Annotated in this window: 26 protein-coding genes; 8 read left to right on the plus strand and 18 right to left on the minus strand. The window is 64.4% G+C overall.

Translation table 11 applies throughout. The features are described from left to right. Positions 1–10 precede the first annotated feature (10 nt). Positions 11–880: a dioxygenase family protein gene (locus AIOL_RS17320; protein WP_049644134.1), complete on the plus strand. Its 870-nt coding sequence runs from the start codon at positions 11–13 to the stop codon at positions 878–880. 1,013 nt (positions 881–1,893) lie between these two features. On the opposite strand, the gene AIOL_RS17325 is transcribed toward AIOL_RS17320, so the two are convergent. From AIOL_RS17325 to AIOL_RS17335, 3 genes are read right to left on the minus strand one after another with little or no spacing between them, the layout of a single operon-like run. After that, a complete protein-coding gene (locus AIOL_RS17325) occupies positions 1,894–2,871 on the minus strand; it encodes a threonine ammonia-lyase (RefSeq protein WP_049644135.1) in 978 nt (325 codons plus the stop codon). Next, positions 2,868–3,695, minus strand: a complete 828-nt coding sequence (locus AIOL_RS17330) for an alpha/beta fold hydrolase (protein ID WP_049644136.1) — start codon at positions 3,693–3,695, stop codon at positions 2,868–2,870. Before AIOL_RS17330 ends, AIOL_RS17325 begins: the two co-directional genes overlap by 4 nt. Then, entirely contained in the window at positions 3,692–4,381 is a 690-nt protein-coding gene (locus tag AIOL_RS17335; protein ID WP_049644137.1) for a haloacid dehalogenase type II, read from the minus strand. Before AIOL_RS17335 ends, AIOL_RS17330 begins: the two co-directional genes overlap by 4 nt. Positions 4,382–4,699: 318 nt before the next feature. On the opposite strand from AIOL_RS17335, the gene AIOL_RS17340 reads away from it, so the two are divergent. Continuing rightward, complete coding sequence (locus AIOL_RS17340) at positions 4,700–6,010, plus strand: MATE family efflux transporter (RefSeq protein WP_326973148.1); 1,311 nt, start codon at positions 4,700–4,702, stop codon at positions 6,008–6,010. Between the two features lie 6 nt (positions 6,011–6,016). Here AIOL_RS17340 and AIOL_RS17345 read toward each other — a convergent pair whose 3' ends face one another. The 4 genes from AIOL_RS17345 to AIOL_RS17360 all read right to left on the minus strand — a co-directional run bounded on the left by AIOL_RS17345 (position 6,017) and on the right by AIOL_RS17360 (position 8,697). Beyond that, the gene (locus AIOL_RS17345; RefSeq protein WP_200898763.1) at positions 6,017–6,442 is read right to left on the minus strand and encodes a hypothetical protein; all 426 of its coding nucleotides are present in this window, start codon (positions 6,440–6,442) and stop codon (positions 6,017–6,019) included. 33 nt (positions 6,443–6,475) lie between these two features. Continuing rightward, positions 6,476–7,189: a Crp/Fnr family transcriptional regulator gene (locus AIOL_RS17350; protein WP_049644140.1), complete on the minus strand. Its 714-nt coding sequence runs from the start codon at positions 7,187–7,189 to the stop codon at positions 6,476–6,478. A gap of 210 nt (positions 7,190–7,399) precedes the next feature. Then, positions 7,400–8,155, minus strand: coding sequence for an EcsC family protein (locus AIOL_RS17355; protein ID WP_049644141.1), 756 nt, complete (start codon positions 8,153–8,155; stop codon positions 7,400–7,402). Positions 8,156–8,211: 56 nt separating this feature from the next. Continuing rightward, positions 8,212–8,697, minus strand: a complete 486-nt coding sequence (locus AIOL_RS17360; RefSeq protein WP_049644142.1) for a GNAT family N-acetyltransferase — start codon at positions 8,695–8,697, stop codon at positions 8,212–8,214. Between the two features lie 74 nt (positions 8,698–8,771). On the opposite strand from AIOL_RS17360, the gene AIOL_RS17365 reads away from it, so the two are divergent. Next, the gene (locus tag AIOL_RS17365; RefSeq protein WP_049644143.1) at positions 8,772–9,377 is read left to right on the plus strand and encodes a flavin reductase family protein; all 606 of its coding nucleotides are present in this window, start codon (positions 8,772–8,774) and stop codon (positions 9,375–9,377) included. Positions 9,378–9,388: 11 nt separating this feature from the next. Here the strand turns inward: AIOL_RS17365 and AIOL_RS17370 are convergent, their stop codons facing one another. Next, the gene (locus AIOL_RS17370) at positions 9,389–9,997 is read right to left on the minus strand and encodes a hypothetical protein (RefSeq protein ID WP_049644144.1); all 609 of its coding nucleotides are present in this window, start codon (positions 9,995–9,997) and stop codon (positions 9,389–9,391) included. A gap of 114 nt (positions 9,998–10,111) precedes the next feature. On the opposite strand from AIOL_RS17370, the gene AIOL_RS17375 reads away from it, so the two are divergent. Further along, on the plus strand, positions 10,112–10,990 hold the full coding sequence (locus tag AIOL_RS17375; protein ID WP_049644145.1) for a glycosyltransferase family 2 protein: 879 nt from the start codon (positions 10,112–10,114) through the stop codon (positions 10,988–10,990). Positions 10,991–11,059: 69 nt separating this feature from the next. After that, entirely contained in the window at positions 11,060–11,488 is a 429-nt protein-coding gene (locus tag AIOL_RS17380) for a hypothetical protein (RefSeq protein ID WP_049644146.1), read from the plus strand. Positions 11,489–11,497: 9 nt separating this feature from the next. Here the strand turns inward: AIOL_RS17380 and AIOL_RS17385 are convergent, their stop codons facing one another. The 5 genes from AIOL_RS17385 to phaZ form a co-directional block, all read right to left on the minus strand. Further along, positions 11,498–12,094, minus strand: a complete 597-nt coding sequence (locus tag AIOL_RS17385; RefSeq protein WP_049644147.1) for a hypothetical protein — start codon at positions 12,092–12,094, stop codon at positions 11,498–11,500. Positions 12,095–12,124: 30 nt separating this feature from the next. Then, on the minus strand, positions 12,125–12,259 hold the full coding sequence (locus tag AIOL_RS17390; RefSeq protein WP_049644148.1) for an aa3-type cytochrome c oxidase subunit IV: 135 nt from the start codon (positions 12,257–12,259) through the stop codon (positions 12,125–12,127). A 559-nt stretch (positions 12,260–12,818) separates the two neighbouring features. Further along, positions 12,819–13,148 (minus strand): AzlD domain-containing protein, encoded by a 330-nt coding sequence (locus tag AIOL_RS17400; RefSeq protein ID WP_049644150.1) that lies wholly within the window; start codon positions 13,146–13,148, stop codon positions 12,819–12,821. Continuing rightward, positions 13,145–13,849 (minus strand): AzlC family ABC transporter permease, encoded by a 705-nt coding sequence (locus AIOL_RS17405; RefSeq protein WP_049644151.1) that lies wholly within the window; start codon positions 13,847–13,849, stop codon positions 13,145–13,147. The genes AIOL_RS17400 and AIOL_RS17405 overlap by 4 nt, the downstream gene beginning before the upstream one ends. A 57-nt stretch (positions 13,850–13,906) precedes the next feature. Further along, positions 13,907–15,223 carry a polyhydroxyalkanoate depolymerase gene (gene phaZ / locus AIOL_RS17410; protein ID WP_049644152.1) on the minus strand — a complete coding sequence of 439 codons (1,317 nt, stop codon included), beginning with the start codon at positions 15,221–15,223 and terminating at the stop codon, positions 13,907–13,909. A 113-nt stretch (positions 15,224–15,336) separates the two neighbouring features. Between phaZ and AIOL_RS17415 the strand changes: the two genes are divergently transcribed. Beyond that, positions 15,337–17,121, plus strand: coding sequence for a PHA/PHB synthase family protein (locus AIOL_RS17415; RefSeq protein ID WP_049644153.1), 1,785 nt, complete (start codon positions 15,337–15,339; stop codon positions 17,119–17,121). Between the two features lie 61 nt (positions 17,122–17,182). On the opposite strand, the gene AIOL_RS17420 is transcribed toward AIOL_RS17415, so the two are convergent. The 3 genes from AIOL_RS17420 to AIOL_RS17435 all read right to left on the minus strand — a co-directional run bounded on the left by AIOL_RS17420 (position 17,183) and on the right by AIOL_RS17435 (position 22,319). After that, a complete protein-coding gene (locus AIOL_RS17420; RefSeq protein WP_326973181.1) occupies positions 17,183–19,435 on the minus strand; it encodes a helix-turn-helix domain-containing protein in 2,253 nt (750 codons plus the stop codon). A gap of 420 nt (positions 19,436–19,855) precedes the next feature. Continuing rightward, positions 19,856–21,064, minus strand: coding sequence for a hypothetical protein (locus AIOL_RS17430; RefSeq protein ID WP_152912572.1), 1,209 nt, complete (start codon positions 21,062–21,064; stop codon positions 19,856–19,858). Between the two features lie 337 nt (positions 21,065–21,401). Further along, complete coding sequence (locus tag AIOL_RS17435) at positions 21,402–22,319, minus strand: Gfo/Idh/MocA family protein (protein ID WP_049644157.1); 918 nt, start codon at positions 22,317–22,319, stop codon at positions 21,402–21,404. A 127-nt stretch (positions 22,320–22,446) separates the two neighbouring features. On the opposite strand from AIOL_RS17435, the gene AIOL_RS17440 reads away from it, so the two are divergent. Further along, a complete protein-coding gene (locus AIOL_RS17440) occupies positions 22,447–23,502 on the plus strand; it encodes a threonine aldolase family protein (RefSeq protein ID WP_049644158.1) in 1,056 nt (351 codons plus the stop codon). Positions 23,503–23,507: 5 nt separating this feature from the next. Here the strand turns inward: AIOL_RS17440 and AIOL_RS17445 are convergent, their stop codons facing one another. Beyond that, on the minus strand, positions 23,508–24,461 hold the full coding sequence (locus AIOL_RS17445; RefSeq protein ID WP_049644159.1) for a helix-turn-helix domain-containing GNAT family N-acetyltransferase: 954 nt from the start codon (positions 24,459–24,461) through the stop codon (positions 23,508–23,510). A 231-nt stretch (positions 24,462–24,692) separates the two neighbouring features. On the opposite strand from AIOL_RS17445, the gene AIOL_RS17450 reads away from it, so the two are divergent. Continuing rightward, positions 24,693–25,298 carry a (d)CMP kinase gene (locus AIOL_RS17450; protein WP_049644160.1) on the plus strand — a complete coding sequence of 202 codons (606 nt, stop codon included), beginning with the start codon at positions 24,693–24,695 and terminating at the stop codon, positions 25,296–25,298. Between the two features lie 220 nt (positions 25,299–25,518). On the opposite strand, the gene AIOL_RS17455 is transcribed toward AIOL_RS17450, so the two are convergent. Then, positions 25,519–26,316 (minus strand): inositol monophosphatase family protein, encoded by a 798-nt coding sequence (locus tag AIOL_RS17455; protein WP_049644161.1) that lies wholly within the window; start codon positions 26,314–26,316, stop codon positions 25,519–25,521. Between the last annotated feature and the right edge of the window lie 15 nt (positions 26,317–26,331).

The following is a 26,331-nucleotide window of genomic DNA, read 5'->3' on the forward strand; positions in this document are numbered from 1 at the left end:
GAGATTGCCCATGCGCAACGTGACCAAGGACAACATCACCGACGTCTTCCTAAGCTATTTCGGACCGGACACGGACCCGCGCATGCTGCAGGTGATGGGCAGCCTGGCGCGGCACCTGCATGGCTTCGCACGGGAGGTGAACCTGACGCATGCCGAATGGATGCAGGGCATCCAGTTCCTGGAGCGGATGACCGAGTTCACCGACAAGGAGCGCCACGAGTTCATCCTGCTCAGCGACGTTCTGGGGCTGTCCTCGCTGGTGGACATGCTCAACTCGGTGCCTGATGGCACGTCCTCCTCGGTGATGGGGCCGTTCCATATTGCCGACGCGCCCGACATCCCCTTCGGCTTCGACATGAAGCGGCATTACGAGGGCGAGGTCCTGCTGGCCCATGGCGTGGTGCGCGACCCGGACGGCGCGCCGATTGAAGGCGCCGAGCTGGACATATGGCAGACCGCGCCGAACGGGCTTTACTCCAGCCAGGACGAGGAGCAGGACACCTATTCCTTCCACGGCATCCAGACCACCGGCGCGGATGGGCGCTATGGCTTCACCACGGTCAAGCCGGTGAGCTATGAGGTGCCCACGGACGGGCCCGTGGGCGACATCCTGCGCGCGACCGGGCGGCACGCCTGGCGGCCCTCGCATCTGCACTACATCGCCACCGCGCCCGGGTTCCGCCCGTTGGTGACCGAGATATTCCCCGACGATGACCCCTATCTGGACGAGGACACGGTGTTCGGCGTGCGCAGCGACCTGGTGATGAAGTACCAGCCCCAAGCGGCGGGCAGCTTTCCGGACGGCTACGCGCTGAGCGGCCAGGTTAGCGGGCCCTACTTAATGGCCGATTTTGACCTGACGCTTGTGCGTGCGGAGTAGGTTGCGGGCTTTTTTGGTTGCGCCGATTCCCGCCGAAACGCGCCTGAATTGCCGCCGTAAGGGGAATATTCACCGAATCGCCGAACAATTGAGGGCGGTAGGGAGGGGCGTAACTCTCTTTCAGAGAGTTCCCCAACCACCACCCGTGTAGGGTGGGGTGAGTCGGGTTGAGATAACGTTAACATCAACGCATTACCGAGAACTTTGATCACAACATTTTGCAGCGCGCCCGCAGGATCAAGAGGCTGCGTGCGCGCCGCCTTTGCCCAATATCTCAGGTCAAAGGCAAACGCCCGCTACATCAGCAGGGTCTGCCGCGTTCCGCCTGAGAATTTGATTTGGGTTCTTTGCGATCGGCTCATGACATAGAACCGCATCACTCCGGCACAGCCCGTGGCCGCGGAATGGTTCATTCGCTCTCGTTGGGCCGCTGCGTCAAGCAGCGCCCAAGGGCATTTGGCAACTCTTTCATCGGTTCTGTTCCCGTCGCTTCTGGAAGTCGTGAGTTTGAGTTCCCAGCGAGGTCTATTTTGAATGGGCGGCCGCCACAGGCGACATGTCCATCGGTGGCGAGGCACGGCGTCACCCGGCCTCAAGCGATCTACCGACCGGCGCGCCTGGGAAACTCGCCCCAAAACGCGCTGGAATTGTCTAATGCGCGGGCCGCTACGCCCGCACTGAAGCTTCGCGGCAGAGGATGCCCGGGCCAGGTTACGATCCGGTAACCATTGCGAACGGATCGAAAGGAGATGCTTTTTGACAAAGGCTGCAATTGGCCTGGAGCGGGCATCGGTGCGCCGCAATTTTCTTGCAAGAAAATTGCGAAACTCTTCCAAGAGTTTCTTCAGCGCGCCCCGAAATGATCACTCTATTCCAACCTCTTACCGGCGCGCGGGCCCACTTTCCTTGGAAGGAAAGTGCAAATCTCTTGCAAGAGATTTGGCGCGCCCAAATGCCTGCTCCAGGCCAATAACTGACCGCCAATCGGGATGGTCTACTGGCACACCAAGGCGTCAGTCGGAGAAACCCGCCAACGCGCGTTGGAACACCGCCGGGTCGACATTGCCGCCCGAGACCACGACGATCACCGCGTCGCCTTCGACTTCCGCCGCATGGTAAAGCGCCGCGGCCAGGGCCACCGCTCCGCCGGGCTCGGCCACGATCTTCAGCCGGTTGAAGGCCTCGGCCATGGCGCGCAGGGCGTCCTCATCCGTGACCGCCATCCCGGGCCCGCAAAGCCGCTGCATGATCGGAAAGGTCAACTCGCCAGGCGCCGGGGTCAGCACCGCATCGCATAGTGACCCAGTCTGGGTGTTGTTGGTGACCACCTGGCCCGAGGCCAGCGAGCGCTTTACGTCGTCGAACCCCTCAGGCTCGACCGGGCGCACCTTTAGGCCCGGCGCCTTGGCCTCTAGCGCCAGCGCGATGCCCGAGGTCAGCCCGCCGCCGCCGCAGCAGACCAGCACGTCCGCCTCGGTCACGCCATGCTCTGTCGCCTGCGCAGCGATCTCTAGCCCGGTGGTGCCCTGGCCGGCTATGACCTCTGGGTGGTCATAGGGCCGGATCAACGTCAGCCCGCGCTCTGTCGCTAGCGCCTCGCCGATGGCCTCGCGGCTCTCGCCGCCCACCCGGTCATAGGTCACCACCTCGGCACCCAGGGCGGCGGTGTTAGCGAGCTTAATCGCGGGCGCGTCCTGCGGCATCACGATCACCGCGGGCACGCCGTGCAGCCGCGCGCCCAAGGCCGCGCCCTGGGCGTGGTTGCCGCTGGAATAGGCGATCACGCCGCGCGCGCGTGTCTCCGGGTCGATCGCCGCGACCGAGTTATAGCCGCCGCGGAACTTGAACGAGCCGGTATGCTGCAGGCATTCCGGTTTGATGAGGACCCGCCGCCCGGCGATCTCGTCCAGGAAGGGCGAGCTTAGCAGCGGCGTGCGCCGCGCGACGCCATCAAGCCGCGCGGCGGCGGCCTCAATCATCTCGATATTCATAGGCTCTCCACCCAGTTGCGAAGGACGGCCACGGCTTCGGGCTCGTCCAGGAAGGGCACATGCCCGCGATCCGGCACCTCGCCAAAGACCATGTCGGGGCGGCGGCGCTGCATCTCGGCGGCGGTTTCGCGCGATAGCAGATCGGAGTTCGCGCCGCGGATCAGCGCCAGCGGCAGACCGCCCAGCGCGTCGAACCAGGGCCAGATGTCGGGCGGGGCCGCGGGCGCGTCCGCGTTCTCGTCAAAGATCCGAGCCAGGTCCGGGTCGTAATTGATCCTCAGCCCGTCGCCTGTGTCGACGAAGTGCTTCTGGGCCTCCTCTAGCCAGCGCGCCTCGGGCACATTGGCAAAGCCGTTCAGCATCCGCGCGCGGGCCAGCGCCACGTCGCGCATCGACTTGGCCACCGGGTTCTTGCCGATATAGCCTTTGATCACCGTCAGGCCCTCGCGGGACAGGTCCGGCCCGATATCCACCAGGCACGCGCCGCTGAGCCGCGCCTTGGCCGTCAGCCCCAGAAACATCGCGATCATGCCGCCGCGGGAGGTGCCCAGGATGGCCGCGCGCCCCACGCCCAGATGGTCGAGCAGCGCCAGCGCGTCCTGCGCCTCTGTCATAATCGTGTAGCTCGCCGGATCCGCCCAGTCGGAGGCCCCGCGCCCGCGATAATCCATCCGGATCAGCCGCACATCGCCCAGATGCGGCGCGGAGTAGTCGAAATCCGAGCCGTTCCGGGTCAGCCCCGAAAGGCACAGCACCGGAGCGCCCGCGCCTTCGTCACGATAGGCGATTTTGGTGCCGTCGATGCTGGTGAAATGCTGGATCATGCGGCGCCCGCGAGATCGGGAATCGTGGTGAGATCCGACAGCACATGCGCCGGGGTCCAGGGCAGCCGGTCCATCGGCTCGCCCGCGCGGTTCACCCACACGGTGGTGAACCCAAACCCGGAGGCATGGGCCGCGTCCCAGCCATTGGAGGACACAAAAAGAACCTCGTCCGACGCGGTGCCGAAGCGGGTGTTCACCATCTGGTAAACCGACGCATGCGGCTTGAAGACGCCCACATCCTGCACGCTCAGCACATCGTCGAGCACATCCGACACGCCCGCACTTTCCACCGCGCCCGCGAGCATCTTGGGCTCGCCATTCGACAGGATCGCGGTGGCAAAGCCCGCCGCCTTCAGCTGCGCCAGCATCTTGGGCACCTCCGGGTAGGCGGAAAGCTCGAAATAAAGCGCCAGGAGGCGCGCGCGCAGCTCGGCGTCGCCCTGCAGCCCGTTGGCTTCCAGCGCCCAGTCCAGCCCGTTCTGCGTGACCTCCCAGAAATCGGTATGGGCGTCGGCGACGGCGCGCAGCCAGGTGTATTGCAACTGCTTAAGCCGCCAGTCGCCCGCGAGTTTCTGCCAGCAGGCGGCAAGAGCCTCACGCCCCGGCTCGGCGGCGGCCTCTCGGGCCGCTGCGGCCACATCAAACAGCGTGCCATAGGCATCGAAAACGCAGGCTTTGATCGGCATGAGGCGGCTCCCTTTTGCGCCGGAGAGTGGCAGAAGCGCGCCGGAAGGAAAAGGCCCGTCCGGTAGGGTTTGCCTCTGGGGCTGTTGTTAAAATGAGTGCGCACAAGGCGCACGCTTTATGAGCCCGCCCCGGCCCCGCTTTCGGTGCCGCCCCGTAACCCCGGCGCGCGCTTTGCGTCAGCGGCGCCGGGGCGGGCGATTGGCGCCAAGATTGTACCGCCGCGCGCCCTCGCAGGTTCCGCTTGTGGACCGGGGCGGGACGTCCTAAGGCGGGCCATGGCGGCGAGATTGACATATCCCCAACACGCCCGCGCGTTATTGGTTCTTGGATTACCCTTGATCGGCAGCCATGTGGCGCAGATCATCATCGGTCTCACCGACACGCTTATGCTGGGCTGGTACTCGGTCGACGCGCTCGCGGCCTCTGCCTTGGGCGGGATGATGTTCTTTTTGATCTTCCTAGTCGGCGCAGGCTTCGGCTTTGCGGTGCTGCCCCTGGTGACCGAGGCCGCGGGCAAGGGCGACGTCACCCAGATCCGGCGCGTCACCCGCATGGGGCTGTGGATCTCTGCGCTCTATGGGCTTGTTTTCCTGCCGGTTTTCCTGTGGTCCGAGCCGATCCTGCTGGCCCTTGGGCAGGAGGCGGTGATCGCCGCCGACACGGCGGGCTTTCTTGGCATTATCGGCTTCGGGGTCCTGCCGGCGCTCTTTGTGATGGTGCTGAAGAACTACCTTGCCGCGCTGGAGCGCACCCAGATCGTGTTTTGGAGCACCGCCATCGCGGCGGTTCTGAACGCGGTGGTGAACTACGCGCTGATCTTCGGCAATTTCGGCGCGCCGGAGCTTGGGCTGAGGGGCGCCGCCATCGGCTCGGTCATCACGCAGTCGGTGAACCTGCTGATTCTGATGGTCTACAGCCTGCGGGTGCTGCCCGAGCACGCCCTATTCCAGCGCATCTGGCGGCTGGATCGCGAGGGGTTCCGGCGGGTCTTTACCCTTGGCTGGCCCATCGGGCTGACGCATCTCTTTGAGACCGGGCTCTTTGCCTCGGCGGCCATCCTGATGGGATGGCTGGGCAAGATCCCCCTGGCCGCGCATGGCGTGGCACTGCAGCTCGCCTCGCTGACCTTCATCGTGCATCTGGGGCTCAGCCAGGCGGCGACCGTTCGGGTCGGCAACGCCTTATCGCGCGGCGATGCGCAGCGGCTGCGCGACGGCGCGCTGGTCGCGGCCATGGCGTCGGTCGGCTTCGCGCTGCTGACGATCCTGGTGTATCTTTCGGTGCCGGAGTTCCTGATGGGGCTTTTCACCGACCCCGGCGACCCGGATCGCGGGGCCATTATCGCCGTGGGCGCGGGACTTCTGGCCATGGCGGCGCTGTTCCAGGTCTTCGACGGGCTGCAGATCATAGCGCTGGGGCTCTTGCGCGGGCTGCAGGACACCCGCGTGCCGATGATCTTTGCCTCGGTGAGCTATTGGCTGGTCGGCATGCCCTGCTGCTACCTCTTCGGCTTCCCGCTGGGGCTGGGCGCGAACGGCGTCTGGCTGGGGCTGGTTCTGGGGCTAGCGCTGGCCGCGGGGCTGCTGATGCGGCGGTTCTGGCGGCTGCACGGGCAGGCCATCGCCTAAGTTAGGCTATTCGCCGGGCACCTTGGGCTTCTTGGCCGCTTTCATCATTTGGTCGGCCTTCTTGCGCACCAGCACGGTGCGCAGGTCATGCATCGCCAGCAGGAGCGCGTCGGTGACCTCGGCGAGCTCTTCGTCATCGGCCGAGCTGTTCACCCAATGCGCGGTCTGGTTGAGATAATCGACGGCGCGGTGGATATCATCCAGGTTGCGCCGCGCCAGCAGCGCCTTGCGCTCGGCCATCCAGTTTTCGATGGCGGCCTTGTCGGCGGCGCTGAGCGCGCGGTCGCCATGCACCTTGACCTGCCCGCTCTTGATGTTGACCACCGCGATCTGGTCCATCTCGATCCGGCGCTGGCGATTCTCCGTGTCCACACGGAACACGAAGGCGCCGTTGTCACGCACGCGGAAGTAGTACTCTGGAAGGTCACTCACGAGGGGTCTCCGAACCGCGGCCCTTCCTATTCTTTACGGCGCGGTCTGCCCGGTGTCAAAGCCCTGGGGGGCGTTCTGCCGCATATCGCCGGGCGCCACGGCCAGGGCGACCTTGGCCGCCATGTCGCGAGAGATCGCCGCCTCAAGCGCCAGGCGAAAGCGCGGGCTCTTGGCGCTGGCGGCGTCCAGCACGGCCTTGTCCCAGGCGATGATCTCGGAGCCCTCGGGCAGCGTAGTGGTCGCGGCGGATCCGCGGTTCATTAGGTAGGCGACCTCTCCGATGAAGACGCCGGGCGGGACGGTGAAGCGCTCGCCGCGCTTGCGGACCTGACCCACGCCCGAGATCACATAGACGAGGCGGTCCACCGGCGCGCCCTCGCGGCCCAGCACCTCCTCGGTCTCGGTCATATAGCGCCTGCCGCGCCGCATCAGCGCGCGGAAATCCCCCGGCGGCAGATGCGAGAACCGCGGGTAGAGGTCCTGGAACCTGCGCGGGATCGCCAGGCGCGTGTTCCGGCCCACCAGGATCAGCAGCCCGATCAACAGCGCCGTGCCCTGCGCGCTGGACATGTAGATCGCGCCCCAGAGCGGCGCCTCGGCCACGGTCGCGTAATAGGCGATGTAAAAGAACGTCCCGAAGATCACGATCAGGCGCAGGATCACCTGGTTGATGATCAGATAGCCCGTTATGAAAAGCGCCCCCGCCGCGTAGACAAAAAAGTCCGGCTGCATCTCGAATGTCGGCATTACTCAACCCCACAGCGGGCCTTGGGCCCGCAGACTACACGCGGCCCAAGAAATGCCGATTAGCGACAATGTCTCGCTTGTTAACGACGCGGGCGCGGGCGCGTTGGCAATCGGCGACGAGTTTGCAACCGTGATGCGCCGCGGCGACAATTTTGCCGCCCCGTGGTCGAGTATAGCCCGCCGGATTCAACCGACGCACCCAACAAGCGCCTAGCCGCTGGGCAATCGCTGCCGCAGGGACTTCACAAGCACGTCCATGTCCCGGTCGGCCTCGATCCCAAGGCGGCGCAGCCCGAAATGCACATGCGCCATCTCGCGGTAGTAGCTGGAATAGGCATAGTTCGTGGCCGCCCCTGCCGCGGCGCCCAGGAGCGGCACAGCCTGCGCGGCAAGCTTTTGGCCCAGGACCGCCGCCAGCCGCGGCGCCACGCGCGCGATCAGCGCCTGCATCGCCGGGCCGGTCAGCACCATGCGCGTGGTCAGAAAGGCCAGATCCGCGCCGTCGTCATGCTCCAGCGGGCCGGAGGCGGCGAAGACCTGCACGCAGTCGAACTGCACGCCCGTTTCGGAGGCGTCGAACCCATGCTCGACGGCGACGCTTTGGATGCCGTGCAGGAAGATCGTGGTGGTCACCGGCAGCTCGGCCAGCGCGCTGCCCAGCCCGCCGAACCCGCCGGCGGCGCCCGCCGCGGTGCTGACCGCCTGGGTCAGCCAGCCCGGCTGGTCGCCGATCACCCCGCGCGAGCGCTCGGCGGCCTTCATCGCAAGCCGCAGCGCCTGCTCGGTCCCGGCCACGAGGTTGTCCGAGAACCCCTCTGGCAGCTGCTTTATAAGGTCGTCCGTCTGCCCGCCGATAAGATTGAGGACCTGGATGATCGGCCCGCCCGCGCGCGCGTAGCGCTGCGCAAGCTCCTGCAACCGGTCCTCGACAAGGTCCCCGGTGATCGGTTTCTCTAGAAGCTCCAATACTGCCTCCCTTCCCAATGTTTATGCTCTTTACATTGGGGCGGGGCCAGCGGTTTTCAACCCGCCGGCGCGACCTTTCCCGCGACACCCTGCCAGGCGCGCGGCACCAGGGGCAGGCCCAGCACGCGGTCGGGGTTGGTGGGCGGCGGCATCTCGACCCCAGTGAGCGGCGCGAAGCCGTAGCGCCCGTAATAGGGCGCGTCCCCCACCAGCATTACGCGCTCCCAGCCCAGCGCGCGCGCCGCACCGAGCGACTGGTTCATCAAGAGCCCGCCCAACCCCTCGCCCTGGCGCGTCGGGTGCACCGCGATGGGGCCCAGCAGAAGCGCCCGCGCTGCGCCCACCCGGACCTCCCAGAAGCGCACCGCGCCGCCCAAGATGCCATCGGCGTCCCGCGCCACCAGGCAGAGCGCCGCCACCGGCGGCGCCCCATCGCGCAAACGGTAGGAGGACAGCGCCTCGCGCCCCGGCGCAAAGCACAAGTCATAGAGGGCCTCGACCTCCCACCAGTCCTCTGGCTGCTCTGTTGCGAGCGAATACAACCCTGCCCCCTCGTTTTCGGTGGAAAGGCCCGTAGCACGCAGCTAGGTCTTGGGCAACGCAAAGGAATTCGCAGATGTTCTACCGCCCCGAAGACGGCCACGGTCTGCCGCACAACCCGTTCAATGCGATCATCACGCCGCGGCCCATCGGCTGGATCTCTAGCCAGGACGCGGGCGGCCGCGCCAACCTCGCGCCCTATAGCTTTTTCAACGGCGTCGCCTATGAGCCGCCGCAGGTCATGTTCGCCTGCACCTCGGGCAAGCCGGACCGGGCCGAGATGAAGGACAGCGTGGCCAATATCGTCGAGACCGGCGTGTTCTGTGTGAACATCGTGGCCGAGGCGATGCGGGACGCGATGAACACCTCGGCGGGCATCCACCCGATGGAGGTCGACGAGTTCGAGCTGGCCGGTTTGGAGAAGGCCCAGGCCCAGACCGTGGACTGCCCCTATGTGGCGGGCGCGCCCGCGGTGCTGGAATGCAAGCTGACCCGCACCGTGCAGCTTCCGGGCGCGGCCAACACGGTCGTCTTTGGCGAGGTCACCGGCATCCATCTGCGCGACGATTGCGTCCGCGACGGCAAGTTTGACATCCTGGCCTTCAACCCGCTCGCCCGTCTGGGCTATCGCGACTACACCACGGTCACCGAGCTGTTCTCGCTGAAACGCCCCGGCGAGTAGCCCTCGGCCAGTTACGGCTCGCCGTCCGGGTCCGTCATCACGGTCAGAACCATCAGCCACTGCCGAACGTAGAACAGCATCGTCGGCGCCAAGAGAAAGAACACCACCCAGTCCAGCTCTGAGCCCGACGCGATCACCCAGCTGCCGATCAGCGCCAGCAGGGCTGATTGAATGGCCCTTAGCCAAAACGATCGGCGCACCAGCCGTGCGTTCGGCGCCCACACATCCGGTATTCCGTTGAGGAATTCATCGTCGGAGGCGAACATTAGAATCGTAATAAAACCGGCAAAAAAGCATAGCCCGAATAGGTGGTAAACCTGCAGGTGCCAAAGGCTTGGCGCAAAGAGGATGGCCAGAAAGACGGGCGCAACGGCCACTGCTATGGGCGCCACCGCCGGGAGTTCGGCGGCGCGCATGCGGTCCAAAGTAACCGGTAAACGATGCACGACGATCAAAAGCGCATGGAAGAACACCGCGATCTTAAGCCCGAAGACCTCTATGCCCAGCCACCTGCCCTGCGCGCCATCAAACAGCAGGTAAAGCGCCAGAAACAGTAGAATTCTTGTAACCCATTGCGAGCCCGGCGGATGTAGGTACGTAAAAGAACGAAAGAACCACATGCAGTTTAGCTAAGCATTGATTATGGTATCGCAAAGGCTGCAATTGGGTATTCATTCGCGCCCGCCGCTCTGCCACAACAGGGATACGAGCCATAAAATGCCGGTGCCGCACTGATGTCCTCAAGCAAATCCCCCCTGGCCATCCTGACCATGGTGCGCGGCGACCACCACTGGGCGCGCAAGTGGATCGCGCATTACCGCCAGCATGTGGAGCGGCTCAAGGACATCTACGTCATCATCCATGGCGAGGACGAAGAGCTGGAGCAGATCTTCGCGGGCTGCTCGGTGATGAGCGTGCCCTTGCGGGGCACGGGGCTGGAGAATTTCGAGCGCCGCCGCCTGGATTGCGAGCATTTCCTGATCCGCGGCCTGCAAGCCTATTTTCAGTGCGTCCTGATGGTGGATATCGACGAGTTCGTCATGCCCGCCCCGGGGGACGGGCGCGCGCTGGCAGAGTTCCTCGCCGACCGGCATGACGGCGAGATGGTGCGCTCGGCGCTGGGGTTTGAGGTGCTGCACGGTCTTGAGGAGGACGAGGCGCCGCTGGACCTTGCTCAGCCCGTTCTGGGCCAGCGCCCTTGGGTCTATTGCAACGCGCAGTATAGCAAGCCCTGCGCCTTCTACTTCAACTTCGGCGGGGCCACGCATCACCGCGTCTGGGGCGCGCCCTGGGTGATCGACCCGGACTTGCTGCTGTTTCACTTGCGCTACTGCGACCGCGACCTGCTGGACCGCTACGTGGCCACGCGCAAGGCCTATTACGGCGAGCAGGAGGAGGCCGGCGCGGCAAGCTCTGGCAGCTGGCGGCGCCCCTGGAAGGAATATGTCGGCATCCTGCGCGAGGTCGAAGCCCGCCCGCGTGGCGATTTGACGCCCGAGACCCGCGCCGCGCTCAAAAGCCAGATCCTGACCGACTTTGCCCGCACCAATAAGGTCGGCAAGATCGCCAGCGGCCCGCTGCGCCTACCCACGGAATTCGGCGCGCTGCTTTAGGGGGCGATTGAACCCTCCGGCGCGCTGCAACGACCTATCAGGGACGCAGCAACCCATGGAGGGAGACCCATGCGCCTTCACCACATCCTCGCCGCTTTCGTCATCGTGGCGGGCTTTGCCCCATCGGGCTTTGCCTATTTCTTTGGTGGCGTGCAGACCAAGCTAGAGTACCGCAGCTTCGCCAAGCACCTAGAGACCTGCGCGCCGCTCCACCAGGACCTGCACGACCTGTTTCGAACCGGTATGAGCGTCGACCGCGAAATCTACGGCGCCGCCGATGGCGCCTGCCGGATCCGCATCGGCGCCTATGACGGCAATGATCTGCTGTGCAGCTTCGCGATGGGCCAGGCACCGCGGCTGGCCGAGGCGTTCCGCGACCAGGCCAAGATGATCGGCCTCTTCGGTGGGTATGAAATGCGCATCAGCACCAGCGATCCTGATCCGCTCACGCAGCTCTATAACAGCCCGCAATGCGCGCTGGATTCCGAGCAGGCCTAACCCGCGGCGCTAGAGCAGCGCCGGCGCCTTGATGGTGCCGTTATTGGCGGGCGAATCGTCGTAGAACGTGCTGCGCTTCACCCCCGGGATCGTGTCGATAAAGTTCATCAGCTTCACCGGGTAGAAGGTGCGAGGCACGCCCTCAAACCCTTCCAGCTGCGCCAGGATGTCGGTGTTGGCGCGGGTGCAGTAGGCCTTTGAGACCGCGCCGTACCCCTTGACCAGCGCCAAGGCGCGCTCTGCCACCTCGGCGGAGACGGGGATCTCTTGGCTGACCACGTGCCAGGTCTCGCGCGCGTGGTAATCGAGGTAGAAATCCACCGCGGCGTTCTTCATGCCGAAATGCACGTCGTTGCGCTCGGGGATGTGGGGATGGTGCCAGGTGCCCGCCGGATCAAAGATCAGCCGCTGCGAGCCATTGATCAGCAGCGCCGAGTGCCCGCCCGACCCGTCGCGGTTGGACACCACCGTGATCACGGTGATCGAGGGCGGCGCGTCGTGGCGGTAGATCGCCCGCTGCACCTCTTCCTCGGGGGCCCAAACGGGCTCTGCCCCGCAGGCCGCCAGCAGGAACGGGAAACACAATACCAGAATCAGCTGCCGCATGAACACACCCCAACATTCACGGCGAGCGTATCAGCCGTTGATCATGGCCAACAGGACCAGGAAGATAATTATTCCAATCGACGCCCGCGTCACCCAGTTGATGAATCCCGCGAAGGTCTTTTCTTGAACCGAGACGTCCATCTCGCCATGCTTGTGTTCGGCCATCTGCCTAACCCTTTTCGTCTGCGCTTGTGGGTGGATAGTCTATTCCCGCGGCGCTGTCACCAGGACGAAAGCGCGCAATTGCGCCGCAGTTGGTAACGAAGGATTCAGATGCTTTTTGGGGGGCATATGGCTCGTGGTGCCTGAGTTTCGCGTGGTCGCATTTGGCCGGGAGCGGGCGTGGGTCGAAACGCCGCCCCGGACTTGATCCGGGGCCTCTTCCTCGAACCAAATGCAACCCGGGCAGCGGCCGACCTGGAGGTCGCTTGCGCATCAGGTCAATCAACGTCGACGTCGCTGGAAACCGAGACGTTTCAACGAGATGCAGCGTCGCAAAAGCGGCCTCCTGGGGGAATGAGGTCATTCAGCGCCACCGGTTCGAGCGAATGGCCGAATGGCCGCTGCCCGAGGCAAGCTCGGGCGGTTGCGCGGCTGGGGTGCCGCTGCGTCTGGTGTCGGCAAGCGTTGCTGAAGCGAAGCGCTTGCAGTCAAAGGACCACTCAAGCCCAGGCCCGATCATCTGTTGCCAAGATAACTCGCGCCCTGCGCATCCAAGCAAAGCCTAAACGCCAAGCGCTATGAGCCCAAAAAGCGTGCCCGCACCGGCCAGGATGGACCAGATCGTGCTGCGGGTCCAAAGCCCGACCGCCAGGGTGGCCAGCGCCGCGGCGGCGCGCGGCAGGTCCGGGGCCCCGCCCGTCGCCTCGGGCCAGATCACCAGCGGCGCCACCAGCCCCGGCAGCACCGCCACAGGGGCATAGCGCAGGTGCCGCAGCACCCATTCAGGCATGCGCCTGCCGCCGATGAGCCCCAGGAACGAGAACCGGATCAGGAAGGTGCCAAGCCCCAGCCCACCAATCAGAAGCCAAATCTCCCAGGTGTCGTAGCTCATGGCCCGGCCCCCCGCCGCTCGACCTCGGCGCCCACCGCCATCGCGGCCATCGCCGCCAGGATCAGCCCCAGCCCCGCCGGCAGCCAGGCCAGGGCCAAGGCCAGCGCGATAGAGGTCGCGGCGGCGGCCATATGCGCCGGGCTCTTCAGCCCCGGGGCCACCAGCGCTAAGAAGGTGATCGGCATGGCGAAGTCCAGGGCGTAGTTGTCGGGTATGATCGCCCCGGTGACCGCGCCCAGCCAGGTCACCAGCACCCACAGGCCGCCCAGCGGGAGGGCGACCCCCAGAAAATAGGCGATCTTCTGGGGCATGGACCAGGCGGGCTGCGCCTCGTAGGCCTGCAGGCCCAGGGCAAAGCTCTGGTCGAAGTTGAAATAGCCCATCAGGAGCCGCCAGCGCAGGGGGGCCGCGCCCAGATGCGGTGCAAGTGCTGCGGCATACATCGCCATGCGCAGGTTCACCACCAGCCCCGCCGCCAGGATCAGCAGCGTCGGCGCGTGCTCCAGCATCAGTTGCAGCGCGGTGAATTGCGCAGCACCCGCGATCACCAGCACCGAGAACGCGATGACCTCGGCAAGCGACAGGCCCGCCTCGGTGCTGATCACGCCAAAGAGCAGCCCGAACGGGGCTACGACCAGCATGAACGGCGCGCCGTCAAGCGCGGCGCGAAGAAAGATCCCGGTATTGGAGGCGGTGGTCATGCGTGTTGCTTAGACCGGGCGCTCGGCAGGGGCAATGCCCGGCCGGGCGGGCGGGGGCTATTTCGCCGCGCGCCCGCCCGCGGCTTTCTTTTTGACCGCGCGCGGCTTGCTGGTCTTGTTCGCCGTCGCCTTGCGGCGCGCGGCGCCGTCATTGCTGTCGATGAAGTCCAGCACCAGCGGGCGGATGTTGTTGCGCCAGGACTTGCCCGCGAAGATGCCGTAATGGCCCGCGCCGGGCTCTAGATGCGCGGCCTTCTTGTCCGCGCTCAGCCCGGTCAGCAGGTCCAGCGCCGCCAGGCACTGCCCCGGCGCGCTGATGTCGTCCTTCTCGCCCTCGACGATCTTCACCGCCACGTCCTTGATCTTGCCGAGATCCACCGGCTTGCCGTTCACGGTGAAGGCGTTGCGCGCGATCTCGCGATCCTTAAAGATCCGCTCGACGGTGGAGAGGTAGAACTCCGCCGGCATGTCCATCACGGCCAGGTATTCGTCGTAGAAGCGGTTGTGCTTGTCGTGGTCGCCGGCCTCGCCCTTGGCCACGCGCAGCACCTGCTCGGAGAACGCCTTGGCGTGCTTGTCGGAGTTCATCGACATGAAGCCCGCAAGCTGCAGAAGGCCGGGATAGACCATCCGGCCCGCGCCCGCGTATTTGAAGCCGACGCGCTGGATCGCGGTCTCTTCAAGCTGGCCCATGGTCACGCGGCGGCCGAAATCCGTCACCTCGGTCGGCGCGGCGTCCGGGTCCACCGGGCCGCCGATCAGGGTCAGCGTCTTGGGCTGCGCTTGGGGCTCGTGCTCGGCCAGATAGGCCGTAGCGGTCAGCGCCAGCGGCACCGGCTGGCAGACGGCGACCACATGCACGTCCGAGCCCAGCGCGCGCATGAACTCGATCAGGTAGATCGTGTAATCCTCGATGTCGAACTTGCCGCGGCTGACGGGGATGTCGCGGGCGTTGTGCCAATCGGTGATATAGACCTCGGCATCCGGCAGCAGCGAGGCCACCGTCGAGCGCAGCAGCGTCGCGTAATGGCCGGACATCGGCGCCACCAGCATGACCTTGCGCTTGCGCGCCTTGCGGCCCAGCACCTTAAAGCGGATCAGATCGCCAAAGGGGCGCTCCACCACCGTCTCCACCTCGACCACATGGTCGCGGCCATCCTCGGCGGTGATCGAGTTGATCCCCCAATCCGGTTTGGCCACCATGCGCGAGAAGGTCCGCTCGGTCACCTCGCCCCAGGCCGAGAGCATCTGAAAGAACGGGTTGGGATAGAGCCCCGTGGCCGGATAGGACCCGAAGGCGCGCGCCGATGCCCCCAGCCATTGGTTGGTGACCCGCGCGGTCTCCATCAGGTCATATGTGGCCATGTAACGCATCTGCTCACCTCGTTTTTTGGCCCCGCCCCAGACTTACGATGGCGAAACGTCGCGTTTCCGTGTAAGGTAAACGCCTGTATTGCTGCACCTGCAAAATAGCCGGAATTCGTAAAATGACAACCGATGATCTGACAACCGGTGAGAACCTAGAGAAATTAAACGACAATATCGTTAAGATAGAGGAACTCTCTGCCCGCCTCGTTTCTGCAATTGCGAACAAGCGGACCTATGACCAGGGGCTCGCCGGCCCGGGGCAGGATGTCTATATGAAGGCGGCGGGGGCCTATTGGGCCGACATGCTGGCCAACCCCTCCAAAATGTTCGAGCAGCAGGCGGCCTATTGGGGCCAAACGCTGCAGCATTTCGTCGAGGCGCAGCGCGCCTTGGCCGAGGGCAATCTGGCCTCACCAGAGGACAACACCCCCAGCGACCGCCGCTTTGCCAACCCGCTTTGGCAGACCAACCCCTATTTCAACTTCGTCAAGCAGCAGTATTCCCTGAACGCCGCCGCGGTGGAAAAGGCCGTGGCCGGGATCGAGGGCCTGGAGCCGCGCGACCAGCAGCGGGTGGAGTTCTTCTCGCGCCAGATCATCGACGCCTTCGCCCCGACGAACTTCCTGGCCACCAACCCCGACGCGCTGGAGCGCGCGGTGGAGACCGACGGGCAGTCCCTGGTGGACGGGCTCAACAACCTGGTGCGCGATATCGAGGCCAGCGAGGGCGAGCTTTTGGTGACGCTCGCCGACAAGGACGCCTTCTCGGTGGGCAAGAACATCGCCACCACGCCGGGCCAGGTGGTGTTCCGCAACCGCATGTTTGAGCTGATCCAATACGCCCCCACCACCGAGAAGGTGCATAAGACCCCGCTGGTGATCTTCCCGCCCTGGATCAACAAGTTCTACATCCTTGATCTCAAAGAGAAGAACTCGCTGATCAAGTGGGTTGTGGACCAGGGCTTCACCCTGTTCGTGGTCAGCTGGGCCAACCCGGATGCCAGTTACGCCGATGTCGGCGTGGACACCTATGTCGAGGAGGGCTTTCTGGCCGCGATCGACCAGGTCAAAGAGATCACCGGCGAGAAGCAGGTCAACGCGGTGGGCTACTGCATCGCGGGCACGACCCTGTCGATGACCCTGGCCTACCTGGCCAAGAAGAAGGACAAGTCGGTCAAATCGGCCACCTTCTTTACCACGGTCACCGACTTCTCGGACCAGCGCGAGTTCACGCCGTTCCTGTCGGACGACTTCGTCGATGGGATCGAGCGCGAGGCCTCCGAGGCGGGCTATCTCGACAGTTTCTTTATGTCGCGCACGTTCAGCTACCTGCGGCCCAACGACCTGATCTACCAGCCCGCGATCCGCAGCTACATGATGGGCGAGACGCCGCCGGCGTTTGATCTGCTTTACTGGAACGGGGATAGCACGAACCTGCCGGCGCGCATGGTGATCGAGTATCTGCGCGAGCTCTGCCAGGAAAACCGCTTTGCGGACAAGGGGATAGAGCTTCTGGGCGAGCGGCTGCACATCTCGGACGTGAATGTGCCGCTGACGGCGGTGGCCTGCGAGACCGACCACATCGCGAACTGGCAAGACAGCTTTCGCGGCGTGAACATGATGGGGTCGAAATCCAAGCAGCTTATCCTGTCGGAATCGGGCCATATCGCCGGGATCGTCAACCCGCCCTCGAAGAAGAAATACGGGCATTACACCAATGACGACAATGGCTTAACCCAAGAGGACTGGCGCGAGGGCGCGACGTATAACGAGGGCAGCTGGTGGCCGCGCTGGGGCGAATGGCTGGCGAAATCCGCGGGCGCAAAGGTCCCCGCGCGGGACATCAAGGACCCGATCTGCGCCGCCCCAGGCACCTATGTGCTGAGCCGCGAGGATGAGGCGTAACCGGCGTCGGCAAAACGTCGGCAAATCGTCGGACTTTTGTCGGGCACAAGGTGATGCGGGGTTAGGGGGCGTAGGGGTAGCGCTTGGCGTGCTCGACCCTCTGGTCGTAGTCAAAACCGAACTCATCGCAAAGTTGCATCGCCTTCACCTTGCGCGCTTGCGCATCCTCCCCCGCCCGCGCGCGGGTGAGATAGGTGGAGATGAGCCAACCAGCAACGTTGACGATCTCAGGATGTTTCGGTGCCTCGAGATAGACCGCCTGCCAAAGCGCCAGCGCCTCCTCCAGAAGCGGTTCGGCGCGATCCGCCGCGCCAGCTTTGAGTGCCATCGCGCCGACGTTCAAAAGCGCATATCCACGCCGCGCGTCGCCCTCCGGCAAAACTTCCCGCCAAATGTTCAGTGAGTATTCACCGAGCCGCAATGCTGCCGGCAATTGTCCAAGCTCATCGCGCACCGTACCGAGGTTGTTGAGCACCTGCGCCCGCGCGTCGCTGAGGCGCGGCACATGGCGGCGCAGAATCGCCGCAGACCGCTGGTACTCTCGCAAGGACTCGGTGAGTGCGTCTGGTTCGCCCGCGCGACCTTTGACGAGCAGCAGCCCACCTAAGAGGTCGCGCCAATCAGCAAGGTCAATTGTGCCAGCATGGTATTGAACTCCAAGCTCAACGGCGCGGCGGCATTCAAGCTCTGCTGCCTCCAAATCACCGGCGCGTTGCAGCGCCAAACCGAGATTGGCATGGCCCACGGCAATGTCCCGGTCGTTTTCTGGCAGTCGCGCGGATTTGAGGTCCAGTGAAGCACGTTTTAGGTCAATTTCGCCAGAGTTGTCACCAATCTTGCCTAAGAATATCCCGGCCTGATTTAGCAAATATTCCATCGCAGCGTTTACGGGAGCATTGCCGCTGGCCCAAAGCGCCCGGACATGCGGGGTCAGGCGACGGCAAAGCGGCCAATTCCCTGAAAATCCTGGGTTTTGATATCCATCGCCACCTGGATAGACCGCAGCGAGCAGGGCGGCGGCAGCCTCGTTCAACAAGCGCTCAGATTGCATGGCCCGCAAGGCGGCAGCGGTCATGCGATGCATTGCAAAACTGGAGCCCACCCGGCGGATCAGCGAGCGGTCCTCTAACGCTTCTACCGACTTCAGGACACGGCTTGGGGCCTGCGCTAGGTCTTGCAATGGCTCTGGTATGTCGCCCTTAAACTGTCCCCATGACGGATCGCTTGGCGGATCAGTGATCAGCCCCGCCTCCAGTCCCTCCGGCGCCAACCAAGCGAAAAGATCTGCGACCATCTGTGCATCGGTTTGAATCTGCGGGTCGTCCGATATATCGTCATAGCTCAGCTGAACTGAGGCCTTGAGGGACTGAAGGTACTCGGGGTAGGCGTCCTCCTCGACCAGCACCTCATCCAGCGCCGTTGTGTAGTAGTCAAAGCTGCGATCCCTGTGCCGCCGCAACAGGCTGCCGACGATCACCAGGGCAAGGGGCGACCCGCCCAGGGCCGCTGCCAGCGCCCGCGCGCCTTCACGATCCGAGTCCCGCTCCGCCGTTTCCAGCAACACCTCCACCGCCGGGTCGTCCAACTCCCTGAACGGCAGCGCATCGGTGTGCAGCACCTTGAATTCGCCCCAGCCCTGGCTCTGCCGCGTGGTGACGATCAAATGCCCCGGCGGTAGTAGACCGCGCAGCGTGTCGTAGTCTTGGATGTTGTCGTAGACATAGAGCCATCGTTCGCCGCGCTGCTCCATATGGGCGAAGAGCTGTTTTACGGTGTTTTCGTTCTTTTGATCTTCCCGCAGAAGGTCCGTTGAGAAGAGCGTGTAGAGCAGGCAAAGATCGTTGATCAACGCGGCCCGGTTGTCCGCATCACACCAGAGAATACCATCGTAGTCCGCCTGATGCCGAATCGCGTAGTATCGGGCTAGAGTTGATTTTCCGACCCCTCCATCGCCGATTAAACTTATTGAGCGCCCAACCGAGTTCAACTCTCTGTGGATTGTCTCAATCTCGAGATCCCGACCGCGAATTCTAGAAGGCAGAGACTGAAAATTCAGAAGAACTGTCTTCAATCGAATGTCCGGCTCATCGCCCGATTTAAGAAACTCAGCCGACACTCCGAGCGCCCTCGCCAGCTTTTCTATTGATGACGCATGGGGTCTTTGAGTTTCACCCGTCTCAATCTTTGATACCTGCATGGCAGAGTTGACATTGGCGAACGCAAGTTCGGCCAAACGCCGTTGAGAAAGACCTTTTGCCTCTCTCAACGACTTCAGGCGTTCGCCTATCGCCGTTGTTGCTCGCTCATTCGCCAGAGTACCGCTCCCTTTTTTTGGTGACGCATATCAAACACTTAACACGCAGGGAAGAGAAAAATCTCCACCGCCTCTTTTTTTATCTACAAAAACGTCTACATAAAGTTTACAAACATGCTACTAACGAGGATAAATTTGATGACCCTCCGCTTGAACCACCTTTTTTCCATAATCAGTATCTTTGCCACCATATTCGCGTTGCTGGGTGGCGATCCGACCATCGCCTTAACGATAAGGCTCTCACTAATCCTGACGAAGCAAGCGATCAACCTTGCTACCGTGGTCTATCGTTGGCTCCGAAACTCGAATTTGTCGCGAAAGTTCAAGCTACAAAAGTCGCGGGACCCGCCAACGAATAAAAACTGACTAGGCAAATAGTTGGTCGCTAAATCACCGACGATGGCGATAAAAACGCCATCGTCAACGCGCCTGGAACGCGATCGGCCACATGAAGTCCAGCGGCTTGTAGCCCTGGCCCAGGAACACATGCGTCGAGCCCTGGGCGTTCGACACGTTGTAGCCTGGGTGCAGCGCTCCCGTTGGCACTGAGAACGGGAAGAACGAAGCCGTTTCAGGGTTGTAGCTCGCCGTAGCGTGGCAGCTGTGGCAGGACGCCTCGAAGCTGGTCCAGTAGCGCGGCTGCGCGGTGTTGGGCGCCCCGGCAAAGTCCTCCATATCCGTGTGGCCCAGGATGATCGGCTGCTCCCCCTGGCCGTCCACGGTAAAGCGGATCTGGGTACCGTTGGGGGCGTATTCCTCAAAGCCGAACCCCGCGATGCCGCCCGCCTGCAGGATCGCCTCGATCTGCTCCGGCGGCAGCGGCGCGCGCTGGGTGATGAAGGCCTCGCGCACATGGGTCGTGCCGGTGTTGGCGTTGAACTCGAAGGTGGTCCAGAACCACGAGGGGTCCTCGGAGTAGAACATGTCAGATGGGTCGTCGAGCGGGCGCATCTTGGCCATGATGTGCAGGCCGCGCCACCAGTATTCGCCGCTTTCGAACTGGAAGGTCAGCGCGCCCTCGGGGGCGGGGCTGCCCTCGGTCACCTGCAGCCAGGAGGCCTTGAGCTCGATGGAGCCCACGGGCATGTCCACGAAGTCGTTCGCCTCGAAAAAGCTGGCCACGTCGATCTTGGTCGTGAGCCCGGCCTGGATCAGGTAGTCATAGCTGGTCTGGTTGCGGTTGACCTCCTCGTTGGCGCTGTCGGGGTCGGCGGTGGCGACGCGGCCCGCCTTGAGGTCCTTCTTCTCGGTCACGGGCTGGATATCGGCGCGCGGAGTGTTCGAGAACGCGAAGGGCTGCGCCGTGCCGAACGTGTCCGCATCCGTGGGCCAGGCCATCCAGACCGGCGCCTTCCCGGTGCCGGACACGCCGCCATAGGCCGGGTCGTCGATCAGCTGGTTCACGCGCGCGAAGAACATCCAGGCGACCTTCTGGCGATCCTCCAGCGATCCGTCGAAGGCCATGTTGGCGCAGTCCGCCGCGAAGGTGGCGTCGTCCTTGGCCAGCCAGCCATCGCCGGTGCAGGCCGGGTCCGTGCCATCATGAAAACCCCCAAAGGCGGGCGCGGCGAGGAGCGTGCAGGCGGTGGCGAGCATGGCGCCCGGCGCGAATGTGTGGGTAATCGGCATATGGCTGTGTCCTTATCTGGATTGGCTAATGATCGGACTATTGCACGGGTGTGCATCCATCGCAAAGATCAACTTTGAGATGTTTCCCGGAATGTTTGCTCTTGGCCTGGACTGGGCGTTGGGCGCGCCAAATCTCTTGCAAGAGATTTGTACTTTCCTTCTAAGGAAAGTTGGTCCGGCAAGCTGACAAGCGGTTGCGCATAGCGGATCATTTCGGGTCGCGCTACGGAAACTCTTGCAAGAGTTTCGCAATTTTCTTGCAAGAAAATTGGCGCGCGCCAATGGCCTCGCTAGGCCAAACACCCCACCGATCGGGGCCTTCGGAAGTATCACCCGATTAAAACTCGAACGCCTCCACGTTCTTGCGCGCGCCAAGCATCATCGCGTCGGCCACATGCACGAGCGGCGCAAGGTCGACGTCGCTCTCGCCCGCCGCGACGAGCCGCGCGAAGCGCTCATAGAGCCGCGGGTATTCGCCCGTCGGGCCCACCACCGCCTCGTCATGATCGTGCCCGTTAATCTCCATCCTGGCCCCGCCTTCGCGCAGGGTGAGCCGGTCATCGCCGCAATGCACCTGGATGTCCCAGGTTTGCGGGCCGGTTTGCAGCCAGTTGAATTCGGCGGTGACCCCGCCGCTGAACGCCAGATCCGCCGCGATTGGGGCCTGCCGGTTCGCGGGCACCTCCAGCAGGGCCGATTGCAGATGCACCGGCGCGGGCAGGATCTCGGTCAATATCGAGAGCGCGTTGATGCCGGGGTCCAGGACGCCCATCCCGCCGGGTTCGAACACCCAGTCCTGGCCGGGGTGCCAGTGGCGCACGTCCTCGCGCCAGGTGATATGGGCGCCGGTGACCTGCCTGTCGGCGAGCCAGGCCTTGGCGGGGGCGACCATGGCCGCCTCGCGGGAGTGCCAGCTGGCAAAGAGCGTCACGCCCATTTTTGCGGCCAGCGCCGCCAGCACGTGGCACTCGGCCAGGGTGGCCCCAGGCGGTTTCTCCAGCATCACATGGCGACCGGCGCGCAGCGCCGCCTCGGCATAGGCAAAGCGCGGCACCGGCGGCAGGGCGAGCGACACCGCGCCGATATCCGGCCGCGCGGCCAGCATCTCGTCGATGCCAGTCCAGGCCTCCACCCCCTCCACCGTGCCGCGGCGCGAGACCGTGGCGGCCAGCTCCCACTCGGGCGCGCCCGCAATGGCGGGCACGTGCTGGTCCACCGCGATCTTGCCGATGCCGACCAATGCGATCTTACTCATGTCTTTGCCCTCGCGCTAGAACACCTCAGGGCTGGCCCAAACCCGCACCGATTGCAACCGTGTCAGAAGCGGTGGACATTCCCAGCGATCTGGAAAACTCTGCGCCGAAAGAACGGAGACCACCTATATGTATTTCGCCTCGGACAATTCCTCGCCCGCCCACCCGTCGGTGATGGAGGCGCTGGCCCGCGCCAACCAGGGCTATATGGGCAGCTACGGCGCCGACCCGATCATGGACGAGGTGCGCGACCGCATCCGCGAGATCTTTGAGGCGCCCGAGGCGGCGGTCTATCTTGTGTGCAGCGGCACCACCGCGAATGTGCTGTCGCTGGGCACGTTCTGCCCGCCCTGGGGAGCGATCTATTGCCACCGCGATGCGCATATCGAGGTGGATGAATGCGGCGGGCCAGAGTTCTACACCGGCGGCGCCAAGCTGGTTCTGATCGACGGCACGGACGCCAAGATGGACCCCGGCGCGTTGCGCGCGGCCATCGGCAGGCGCACGATCGGAGATGTGCACCATGTGCAGCCCGGCATGGTCTCGGTGACCAATGTGACCGAGATGGGCGCGGTCTATTCCGCCACGGAGGTCGCCGCGATCAACGCCGTGGCCGAGGACCACCACCTACCCGTGCATATGGACGGCGCGCGCTTCGCCAACGCGCTTGTCGCCTCCGGGGCGACGCCCGCCGAGATGACCTGGCGCGCGGGCGTGGACGTGCTCAGCTTTGGTGGCACCAAGAACGGGCTGATGGCGGTGGAGGCGGTGGTGATCTTTGACCCCGCCAAGGCCTGGGAGTTCGAGCTGCGGCGCAAGCGCGGCGGGCATCTCTTCTCCAAGCACCGCTATTTGAGCGCGCAGATGCAGGCCTATTTGGCGGATGATCTGTGGCTTTCCATGGCGCGCGCGTCGAACGGCACCGCCGGGCGGCTGGCGCAAGGGCTGGCGGCGCTGCCCGGGGCCTCGCTGGTCAACTCGGTGGACGCGAATATGATCTTCGCCAAGCTGACACGCGCGCAGCACAAGGCGGCCTTTGCCGCGGGCGCGAAATACTACCTCACCGAGCCGGGCGCCGGGCTGGACGAAGGCCCCGACGACGAGCCTCTGACCTGCCGCCTGGTGACGAGCTGGTGCACCAGCGACGCGGATGTGGACGGTTTTCTGGCGGCCTGTAAGAGCTGACCGGTTTATGGGCCTGCGCCGCTCGCACCATGGGGGCGCAGGAACTTTTGCTCTGACACTTCCTTGCCCCACTGCTGCCCGGGCTTCTCTTCGACAAGCACAAAGCCCGCCTGCTCGTAAAGATGCCGCGCGGCCTGCAGACCGCGGAACGTCCAAAGCTGGGTCTCGGCAAAGCCCATATCGTCGACAAAGCGCAGCGCCTCGGCCAAAAGGCGCTGGCCCATGCCCGTGCCGCGCGCCTGGTCGCCGACGATGAACCAGCGCAGATGCGCGACCCCGTCGGCGAGATCCTCGCCATCTATCGAGACAGAGCCCACCACGCGGCCATGGATTGCCGCATAGAAGACCTCGTTCTGCGGGTGATCGACCCGGGCGAGAAACTCGGCCATCTCGGTGGCGACTTTCCGTTCGAAGACCGCGCCGAACTCAAAGTTCTGCGCGTAGTAAAGCGCGTGGAACTCGGTGACCGCCGCCAGGATCCCGGGGGTGTAGCCGGATTGGATCTGGAATTCGGGCTTGGGCTTTTCGCCCTGCAGCGCGGCCGCATAGAGTTCCAGCCCAAGCCGCACGGTGTCGTGGCAGGACCCGGGCAGGTGTTCGAGCGCGGCGCTGACCTGGGCATCGGCGAAACGCTCAATCTCGCCGTAAAGGCGTGCTCCGGACGCGGTCAGTTCCAGGTCCTGGGCGCGCTTATCCCGCGCGCTTGGCGTTACCGTCAGCAATCCCTTTTCAGACAGCCGATCCAGCAGGCGGCTGACGGTAGATTTCTCGAGCTGCAGCGTCGCGGCCAATTCGCTTGCCCGGCCGGCCTGTCCGCTGCCGATCTCGACAATTGCGTGCACTGCGGACGGGGAGAGCGATGTGCCTGCGAGGTTTGCCTTCATGAAGCCCAGAGCGCGCACCAATCGGCGCGACGCGCGCCGGATTTCTTGGATCTTGTGGGGGGAAGATTTGACCATAACAGTTGCATTATGCAACCAAGTGAGAGAGGGATCAAGCCCGGACACGCCTGCGCGGCGCCGTATGAGATATGCCGCCGAAATTTGGCGTGACCTTTGCGATGTTCTTCGCTACAGCGCACTGCCAAAACCTGAGTAACCGCATTTGGCAACGCGCCCCGCCATTGTCTGAACCGTCAGGCGAAAGGCCGGACGCGATAGGCGGCGGCGTCAATGATTGGGTCGGACAGAATGGCATTCACAGTGGCGATCGATGGCCCGGCGGCAGCGGGCAAGGGCACGATCTCGCGCGCGGTCAGCGCGCATTTCGGCCTGGCGCATCTCGACACCGGGCTTCTGTATCGGGCGGTGGGGCGCAAGGCGTTGCGCGGCGGCGACCCCGTGGCGGCGGCGCAGGCGCTGGCGCCGGAGGACCTGCAGGGCGATCTGCGCACCGCCGAGATCGCACAGGCGGCCAGCCGCGTGGCCGCGATCCCTCAGGTGCGCCAGGCGTTGGTGGAGTTCCAGCGCCAATTCGCGCGGCGCGACGGCGGCGCGGTGCTGGACGGGCGCGACATCGGCACGGTGATCTGCCCCGAGGCCGAGGCGAAGCTCTTTGTGACCGCTAGCGTGGAGGTGCGGGCCGAGCGGCGCTTCCTGGAGCTGGTGGCAAAGGACCCGTCCGTTAGCCGCGAGAGCGTGCTTGCGGATGTGGTGGCGCGGGATACTCGCGACGCAGAGCGTGATACGGCCCCCATGGCGGCAGCGGCGGATGCGGTTGTTTTGGACACCTCCGAGATGTCCATCGACGCCGCGGTGGCCGCGGCTGTGGAGCTGGTTGAGCGACGCATGCGCTAGGTCTGGATAATTGCCGGATGCTCTCTTCGGGCGCGCCAAATCTCTTGCAAGAGATTTGTACTTTCCTTCCAAGGAAAGTTGGGCCCGCAAGCGGCAAGGGGGTGCGATTAGCGGATCATTTCGGGTCGCGCAGAGGAAACTCTTTCAAGAGTTTCGCAATTTTCTTGCAAGAAAATTGCGGCGCGCCAAGCACCGCTGGGGGCCAAGCCCAAAACCAGCGCTACTTGCCAGAGTCCCGAAAGAACGCATCCAGCGTCATATTCCGCAGCGGCGCAAAGACCTGCGGCGCCCCGGCGATCACCCGCCCTCCCGCTGCAATGAACGCCGCGTCGTCCTGCTCCTCAACCAGCCCGCCCGCCTCGGCGATCAGAAGCTGCCCCGCCAGGCAGTCCCAGGCGTTCATGTAGCTCTCAGTATAGCCCAGATAGCGGCCCGCCGCGACATAGGCCAGCCCGAGCGCACCAGAGCCGGTGCGCGCGAAGACCCCGCCGGCCTCAACGATCGACTGCAAGAGCCACGCAAAATCCGCCGGCGGTGAGCGCCGCGAGGACCCCACGCAGATCGTGCCCTCGGTCAACGGCACGTCCCGCACCGCCATGGGTGCCCCGTTCAGCGTGGCGCCGCCGCCGCGCGTGGCCAGGAATGCCTCATCATGCAGAGCGTCATAGATCACCGCGACCTGGGTCTTGCCCTCGGCCACGCCCGCGATGGCCACGCACCAGAACGGCACCCCGGTCAGAAAATTCGTGGTCCCGTCGATGGGGTCGATCACCCAGGTCATGCCGCTGGTGCCGGGCTTGGGGGCGTGCTCCTCGCCGACGATGGCGTCCTGGGGCAGGCTGGCCTCTAGCCCCGCGCGGATCAGGGTCTCGACATTGCGGTCGGCCTCCGAGACGAAGTCCTGCTGCTGCTTGCTCTCGACCTCCAGTTCGCCGCGGCGATGGAAGTAGTCCAGCGCCAAAGCGCCGCCCTCCTTGGCAATTTTGAGCACGGTCTGGGCTTTGTCTGCGTAGGTCATCGGCGGTCTCCAATT

This window comes from Candidatus Rhodobacter oscarellae (genome assembly GCF_001078595.1).
GTDB lineage: Bacteria > Pseudomonadota > Alphaproteobacteria > Rhodobacterales > Rhodobacteraceae > Rhodobacter_B > Rhodobacter_B oscarellae.

Coding starts and splice junctions, on each gene's coding strand:
- AIOL_RS17320 (WP_049644134.1), top strand. CDS start 11: ATGCGCAACGTGACCAAGGACAACATCACCGACGTCTTCCTAAGCTAT.
- AIOL_RS17325 (WP_049644135.1), bottom strand. CDS start 2,871: ATGAATATCGAGATGATTGAGGCCGCCGCCGCGCGGCTTGATGGCGTC.
- AIOL_RS17330 (WP_049644136.1), bottom strand. CDS start 3,695: ATGATCCAGCATTTCACCAGCATCGACGGCACCAAAATCGCCTATCGT.
- AIOL_RS17335 (WP_049644137.1), bottom strand. CDS start 4,381: ATGCCGATCAAAGCCTGCGTTTTCGATGCCTATGGCACGCTGTTTGAT.
- AIOL_RS17350 (WP_049644140.1), bottom strand. CDS start 7,189: ATGCCGACATTCGAGATGCAGCCGGACTTTTTTGTCTACGCGGCGGGG.
- AIOL_RS17365 (WP_049644143.1), top strand. CDS start 8,772: ATGTTCTACCGCCCCGAAGACGGCCACGGTCTGCCGCACAACCCGTTC.
- AIOL_RS17370 (WP_049644144.1), bottom strand. CDS start 9,997: ATGTGGTTCTTTCGTTCTTTTACGTACCTACATCCGCCGGGCTCGCAA.
- AIOL_RS17375 (WP_049644145.1), top strand. CDS start 10,112: ATGTCCTCAAGCAAATCCCCCCTGGCCATCCTGACCATGGTGCGCGGC.
- AIOL_RS17380 (WP_049644146.1), top strand. CDS start 11,060: ATGCGCCTTCACCACATCCTCGCCGCTTTCGTCATCGTGGCGGGCTTT.
- AIOL_RS17385 (WP_049644147.1), bottom strand. CDS start 12,094: ATGCGGCAGCTGATTCTGGTATTGTGTTTCCCGTTCCTGCTGGCGGCC.
- AIOL_RS17390 (WP_049644148.1), bottom strand. CDS start 12,259: ATGGCCGAACACAAGCATGGCGAGATGGACGTCTCGGTTCAAGAAAAG.
- AIOL_RS17400 (WP_049644150.1), bottom strand. CDS start 13,148: ATGAGCTACGACACCTGGGAGATTTGGCTTCTGATTGGTGGGCTGGGG.
- AIOL_RS17405 (WP_049644151.1), bottom strand. CDS start 13,849: ATGACCACCGCCTCCAATACCGGGATCTTTCTTCGCGCCGCGCTTGAC.
- phaZ (WP_049644152.1), bottom strand. CDS start 15,223: ATGCGTTACATGGCCACATATGACCTGATGGAGACCGCGCGGGTCACC.
- AIOL_RS17415 (WP_049644153.1), top strand. CDS start 15,337: ATGACAACCGATGATCTGACAACCGGTGAGAACCTAGAGAAATTAAAC.
- AIOL_RS17430 (WP_152912572.1), bottom strand. CDS start 21,064: ATGCCGATTACCCACACATTCGCGCCGGGCGCCATGCTCGCCACCGCC.
- AIOL_RS17435 (WP_049644157.1), bottom strand. CDS start 22,319: ATGAGTAAGATCGCATTGGTCGGCATCGGCAAGATCGCGGTGGACCAG.
- AIOL_RS17440 (WP_049644158.1), top strand. CDS start 22,447: ATGTATTTCGCCTCGGACAATTCCTCGCCCGCCCACCCGTCGGTGATG.
- AIOL_RS17445 (WP_049644159.1), bottom strand. CDS start 24,461: ATGGTCAAATCTTCCCCCCACAAGATCCAAGAAATCCGGCGCGCGTCG.
- AIOL_RS17450 (WP_049644160.1), top strand. CDS start 24,693: ATGGCATTCACAGTGGCGATCGATGGCCCGGCGGCAGCGGGCAAGGGC.
- AIOL_RS17455 (WP_049644161.1), bottom strand. CDS start 26,316: ATGACCTACGCAGACAAAGCCCAGACCGTGCTCAAAATTGCCAAGGAG.